This window comes from Longimicrobiaceae bacterium, assembly GCA_036375715.1.
GTDB lineage: Bacteria > Gemmatimonadota > Gemmatimonadetes > Longimicrobiales > Longimicrobiaceae > DASVBS01.
The window spans coordinates 71715-78134 of the sequence record DASVBS010000083.1 but is presented as its reverse complement, the minus strand read 5'-3'; the positions used below and the strand labels follow the sequence as shown (position 1 = coordinate 78134).

At 65.7% G+C, this 6420-nt stretch carries 6 protein-coding genes; 5 read left to right on the top strand and 1 reads right to left on the bottom strand.

Annotation, left to right across the window (positions count from 1 at the left end; all coding sequences use genetic code 11):
• Positions 1-23: 23 nt before the first annotated feature.
• Positions 24-875, bottom strand: a complete 852-nt coding sequence (locus tag VF167_18695; GenBank protein HEX6927459.1) for an endonuclease/exonuclease/phosphatase family protein — start codon at positions 873-875, stop codon at positions 24-26.
• Positions 876-994: 119 nt separating this feature from the next.
• Here VF167_18695 and VF167_18690 point away from each other — a divergent pair, with 119 nt between their 5' ends.
• The 5 genes from VF167_18690 to VF167_18670 all read left to right on the top strand — a co-directional run bounded on the left by VF167_18690 (position 995) and on the right by VF167_18670 (position 6360).
• Positions 995-1930 carry a COX15/CtaA family protein gene (locus VF167_18690; protein ID HEX6927458.1) on the top strand — a complete coding sequence of 312 codons (936 nt, stop codon included), beginning with the start codon at positions 995-997 and terminating at the stop codon, positions 1928-1930.
• Positions 1931-2201: 271 nt separating this feature from the next.
• Complete coding sequence (locus VF167_18685) at positions 2202-2687, top strand: MarR family transcriptional regulator (protein HEX6927457.1); 486 nt, start codon at positions 2202-2204, stop codon at positions 2685-2687.
• 51 nt (positions 2688-2738) lie between these two features.
• Entirely contained in the window at positions 2739-3350 is a 612-nt protein-coding gene (locus VF167_18680) for a YceI family protein (GenBank protein ID HEX6927456.1), read from the top strand.
• A gap of 138 nt (positions 3351-3488) precedes the next feature.
• Complete coding sequence (locus VF167_18675) at positions 3489-3926, top strand: DoxX family protein (protein ID HEX6927455.1); 438 nt, start codon at positions 3489-3491, stop codon at positions 3924-3926.
• Between the two features lie 241 nt (positions 3927-4167).
• On the top strand, positions 4168-6360 hold the full coding sequence (locus VF167_18670) for a S9 family peptidase (protein ID HEX6927454.1): 2193 nt from the start codon (positions 4168-4170) through the stop codon (positions 6358-6360).
• Positions 6361-6420: the final 60 nt, after the last annotated feature.

The following is a 6420-nucleotide window of genomic DNA, read 5'->3' as shown; positions in this document are numbered from 1 at the left end:
CCTAGCTCCTAGCTTCTACGCTTCTACCGGAACCTCAGCCTCGCCGTCACCGGGAAATGGTCACTGGGATACTGCCCGTCGACCTCCGTGGTGATGATCTCGGTCTCTATCGTCTCGACCGGGCCTTTGACCAGGATCCAGTCGATGCGCGCACGACCCGCGGCGGCCTCCAGCCCCTCGAAGCCGTGAAAGGTGCCGAACTCCGGTTCGGCTTCGTTGGTCTCCACCCAGGTGTCGCTCAGCGCCTCCGGCGCGGTGAGGGCCTGGTACACGGGGTTGGACGGGGCCTCGGAGTTGAAGTCCCCCGTGACGATCACCGGGAGGTCGGGATCGAAGTCCGCGATCCGCTCGAGCAGGAGCTGCGCGCTCTTCTCGCGCGCCGGCTGAGACTGGTGATCGAAGTGGGTGTTCACGAAGTAGAACTCACGCCCCGACAGGCGATCCAGGAAGCGCACCCACGTTACCATGCGCGGGATCTGATTCCCCCACGTCGCGGAGCCGATGGTGGAAGGGGTGTCGGAGAGCCAGAAATGATCGTACTCCAAAGGCACGAAGCGGATCGGCCGGTAAAAGATGGCCATGTACTCTCCGTTGCTCCCGCCCTCACGCCCCAGACCGATCCACTCGAAGTCCGGTAGCGCCTCGTCCAGGTCTCGAATCTGGGTGTAGAGCCCTTCCTGCGTTCCCACCAGGTCCGCCCCGCTGTCGACGATCACCTGCCGCACCACTGCTCGACGGTCGGGCCAGAGGTTGGGCGGGGTCGTGTGCGCGTAGCGGATGTTGAAGGTCATGACGGTGAGGTCCTCACGCTGAGCCAGACCCTCCGTGACTGTGATCAGGATCATGGCGAGCGCGATCGCGAGTCGTCGTATCATCGTCCGTAGTCGCAGGTTGGCAGGGGTGTTCCAGGACCGCGAATCGGTGTATCGTTCAGCGGCCGCGGACCGGGTAGGTGCTCGCCGGGGACAGCGGCGGATTGCAAAAATAGCGATATATGCGACAACGGTTCACAATCTATGCCTGGTCCGTCCTGGCGTACAATCTTCTGGTGGTACTGTGGGGCGCCTACGTGCGCGCCACCGGGTCGGGCGCCGGGTGCGGGAGCCACTGGCCTCTGTGCAACGGGGAGGTGGTGCCGCGTGAGCCGCAGCTCGAGACCCTGATCGAGTTCACCCACCGCCTTACCAGCGGGCTCGCCCTGCTTGCGGTCATCGGGTTGGTAGTCTGGGCGGTCCGGTCGTACCCGCGGGGGCATCGGGTGCGCGGCGGCGCCTTCGCCGTCCTGGCGCTGATGATCGCGGAGGCTCTCCTGGGCGCCGGGCTCGTGCTCTTCGAGCTCGTTGCCGACAACGACTCGATGCTCCGCGCGGTCTCGATGGTGGCCCACCTCGTCAATACCTTCCTGCTGATCGGCTCCATGGCGATCACCGCCTGGTGGGCGGGCGGCGGGCGAGCTCTGCGCTTTAGGGAGGCGGGCGCGGTTCCACTGGTCGCTGCCGTCGGTCTGCTCGGGATCCTGCTGACCGGGGCGAGCGGCGCCGTGGCGGCGCTCGGCGACACCCTCTTTCCGGCTCGCACCCTTTCGGAGGGGCTCGGCGCGGACCTCTCACCCGCTTCGCACTTTCTCCTGCGCCTGCGGGTCCTTCACCCTTTCATCGCCGTCGTTACCGGTGGGTATCTCCTGCTCGCGGCCCGAGCGCTGGTGCGGCGGGAGTCGAGCTCGGTGGCGGCATATACAGCGGTAACCGTCCTGGTCGTCGGACAGCTCATCGCGGGCCTGGTGAACGTGATCCTGCTCGCGCCGGTGTGGCTGCAGCTCCTGCACCTCCTGCTTGCGGATCTGGTCTGGATCTCCGCGCTCGTGCTCGCTGCCTCTGCCCTCCAGCAACCCTCGGAAGCCACCTCGACGGCCGCTCCCGCCCGCGCCTGAGCTCGCTCGGCGTGCGCCCGGCCTGTAAGAGCGGCCCCTTGTGGCCGCCCGGATGCTCTGTCATGCTTGGCGTTGCGCGGGGCGGGATGCTTACCACCCCGGTTGCGGCGCGGGCGTCCGCCGTGGACTGCCGCGGACTCTCGCCAGCGGTGATCCGCAGCACCACCGTGCGCCCACAAGCGGCGCCCCCCCAAATGGCGAGCACAATCCCGCGCGTGCTGCTGGCATCAAGCCTTGACGCCGCCGCAGAGGATGATATCTTAGTAGTAAGATGATTGACCTGAGCGACTCACCGGATCGGAGCGAGCGGGAAGACGTCTCGCGGGCGCTGGCCCTGAAGTTGTGGGTGGTGCTGGCGCGGGCCACCAGTTCGGTGGAAGCCCACCTGCACGCCAACGTGGCCGCCGAGGGGCTCACCCTCACCGAGTTCGGCATACTGGAGGTGCTCTACCACAAGGGCCCGCTCCTGCTCGGCGAAGTACAGAAGCGCATCCTGGTCTCGAGTGGGGGGGTCACCTACCTCGTGGACCGGCTCGAGGAGAAGGGTCTGGTGGAGCGGCGGGCCTGTCCGGAGGACCGCAGGGCGCGGTACGCCGCGCTCACCCCCGCGGGCGAGGCCCTGATCGCGCGGATCTTCCCCGCGCACGCCGAGCTCATCGAGGAGCTGATGAGCCCGCTGACAGCTGAGGAGCAGCGCCAGGCCGTCGATCTGTTGAGACGGCTCGGGCGCGCGGCGGCAGAACGACCCGTGTCGTAACACGGGCCTTCTGTTTGCATAAATATCTCAGCGCTGAAGCAGCTGAGAAAGATGTGCGGAGAAAGGTTCGTGGACTTCAACAAGGAGACGGAGATGACGGAGATGGCGCAGGCGAAAGCAACCGGGACGACCCAGTGGGCCATTGATCCGGCTCACACGCTGGTTGAATTCTCGGCGAAGCATATGATGATCACCACCGTCAAGGGTGGTTTCCGCGAGGTGTCGGGCACGATCCACGCAGACGAACGGAACCCGGACCACTCGTGGGTAGAGGTCGAGATCGGTGCGGCCAGCATTGATACCGGGGTGGAGGATCGGGACAACCACCTCCGCTCGGCCGACTTCCTGGAGGTCGAGAAGTATCCGACCATCCGCTTCCGGAGCCGTGCCGTACGCGGGGCGTTCGCATCCCCGGGCGATCAGTTCCAGTTGGTGGGCGATCTCACGATCAAGGACGTGACTCGCGAGGTGACCCTCGACGTGGTCTACGAGGGACGCGGGAAGGACCCGTGGGGTGGCGAGCGCGTCAGCTTCAGCGCCAGCGGCAGCATCGACCGCCGGGACTTCGGCCTCACCTGGAACCAGGCGCTGGAGACCGGAGGCGTGTTGGTGAGCAACCAGATCAAGCTCTCCATCGAGGTTCAGGCGGTTCTCCAGGACTGAGCAGGGACCGAGAACGGTTTCGAGGCAGTGTGTGCGCCGCGGTTCCCGCCCCGCCGCGGCGCGCTCGGGGAAGGGGCGAGTGGGTGCATCGTGCAGTGCCGGGAGATCCGGCGACGTTCCTTGAACCGGGAGGGATGGATGACGTTTATGTCTCGCTTTGCCGATGAGGCGCTCGGTGTGCTCAGGATCGTGGCGGGTCTGCTCTTCATGCAGCATGGCGTGCAGAAGCTCTTCGGGTGGCTAGGCGGCTTCGGCGGTACACCCGGTGGGACCGCGGAGCTCTTTTCTTTGATGGGCCTGGCGGGAGTCCTGGAGACCTTCGGGGGACTTCTGATCGTACTCGGCCTCCTGACCCGCCCGGTCGCCTTTATCCTCGCCGGCGAGATGGTGGTAGCCTATTTCATGGCGCACCTGCGGAACGGGTTCTTCCCCATCCAGAACGGGGGAGAGCCCGCGGTGCTCTACTGCTTCATCTACCTCGCGCTTCTCGCCAATGGCCCCGGGGCGTTCAGCATCGATCGCGCGATGAACCGCGAGCCCGCAGCCGTGCGCTCCGCGACCGAGGGCGTGCACTGAGGCCCATCGCCGGCAGAGCAGCCTCTTCTCCGTAGCGGGAAGGCCTTTCTCGATCGAGAGGCAGGGGTCGGTAGACGGCCGCCGGGCAGTGGCACCCGCACTGCCCCGGCGGCCGTCGCATTTCCCGTATGCCGCCTCCGCTCTGGCGCGACCGCGTAGCAGACCCTAGTTGTTCCTCGCGACAATACGATGCCCACCCGGCACCTCTGCCGGCGTCACATATCAGGAAGAAGGAGGAGGAATGAGGTCGTTCAGGGGGGCGGCGATCACGGGACTGATCATGGTCGCCACCGTCGCTGCCGGGACGCTCCAGGCGCAGAACCCGGTCACCGTCGAGCGGATCTTCGCGAGCGACGACTTCCAGCTCCGGAGTGTGTCTCTCGAGTGGATGCCAAACGGCAACGATTTCCTCACCATCGAGGAGGCGGAGTCGGGGCAGGGCAGCGACCTGTGGGTGGAAGGGATTCGCACCGGCACGCGTAGCCGTCTCGCCGAGGCGCCGGCGCTGGCCGTTGGGGACAGCGTCCCGCCCACGGTGGCGGGAGTTACCTGGTCGCCCGACGGCACCCGGATGCTGCTTTTCACCAACGCCCAGCGGGTGTGGCGACTGGCCACACGCGGCACTTACCTGGTCTACGAGCCAGCCACCGGCCGTGTCATCCCGGTCGACCCGAACTCCGCCGGCCGGCAGATGTTCGCGAAGTTCTCGCCGGATGGCACGCGTGTGGGGTTCGTGCGCGACAACGACCTCTATGTCACGGACCTGAACACCGGCCAGGTGCACCGCCTGACCACCGACGGCAGCGACGTCATCATCAACGGGACTACCGACTGGGTCTACGAGGAAGAGCTCGACCTGCGAGACGCGTGGCGCTGGAGCCCCGATGGGAACCGGATCGCCTTCTGGCAGTTCGATCAGAGTCCCGTCGAGACCTTCTACATGATCGACCAGACGTCGCTCTACGCCCGGCCGATCCCCCTGCGCTACCCGAAGGCCGGCACCTCCAACTCACGGGTTCGGATCGGCGTCATCGATCTCGCGACCGGCGAGACCACCTGGGTCAACGCAGGTGACGACCCGCAAGCCTATCTGGCCCGCATGGACTTCGCCGCCTCCCCGACCGAGGTCGCCATCCAGCGGTTGAATCGTACGCAGAACCAGGTCGACGTTCTGCTAGCGGACGTGACCACCGGGAAGAGCCGGGTGATTCTCAGCGAGACCGCGCCTTCCTGGCTGGATGTGAACGACGACCTCCTCTGGATTCGTGACGGGCAGCAGTTCCTCTGGTTGAGCGAGCGGGACGGCTTCAATCACATCTATCTCTACGATCGGAGCGGCAGGCTCGTGCGCCAGGTCACCCGCGGCAACTGGGAGGTGGTGGCGATCGAGGGGTTGGACGAGGACGAGGAGTGGGTCTACTTCACCGCCGCCAACCCCACACCCGCGGAGCTCCAGCTCTTCCGTGCTCGTCTGCAGGATGGCCGGCTGCAGCGAATCTCTACCGAGCCGGGCAGCCATTCGATCGAAATGTCACCCGACGGCTCGATCTACCTGGACGCGTATTCGCGCAACGGCGTCCCACCTGTCTACCGACTTCACGAGGCGGATGGTGACCTCATCCGGGTTCTGGAGGACAACTCACGGGTGGCCGACAACCTCGTGGCCGCGGGTGCGACGCCCCCCTCGTTCTTCAGCTTCATCACCTCCGACGGAGTGCGCCTCAACGGCTGGATGATTCGTCCCCCGGACTTCGACCCGATGAAGAAGTATCCGGTCCTGCTGTATGCCTACGGCGGGCCGGGATCGCAGACGGTGACCGATGCCTGGCAAGGGTCTCGTTATCTCTGGCATCAGGCGCTGGCGGCGGAGGGATACATCGTCGTCAGCGTGGACAATCGCGGGACCGGAGGACGTGGCCGCGACTTCAAGAACCTGGTCTACATGGACCTGGGCCACTGGGAGGCCAACGATCAGATCGAGGCGGCACGCTATCTCGCCAGCCTCCCCTACGTGGACGCCGAGCGCATCGGGATGTGGGGGTGGAGCTACGGCGGATATCTCACCGCGCTGACGCTGATGAAGGGGGGCGGCCTCTTCCGCGCCGGAATTTCTGTCGCTCCGGTGACCGACTGGCACCTGTACGACACGATCTACACCGAGCGCTATATGCGCACGCCTCAGGAAAACCCGGAAGGGTATCGGAAGAGTGCTCCGCTGAACCACGCGGGATCGCTGGAGAGCGATTTCCTGCTCATACACGGCACCGGCGACGACAACGTCCACTTCCAGAACAGCGTGCTGCTGGCGAATCGCTTGCAGGCCGAGAACAAGCAGTTCGATTTCATGCTCTACCCGAACCAGACGCACGCGATCTCCGACTCGTCGCTACACCTCTTCACCCTGATGACCCGCTGGCTGCGCGATCACCTCTGATCGAGCGCGGACGGGGGACCGACTACGGCGCGGTGGCGGAACAAACGAAAAGCTGGCAAA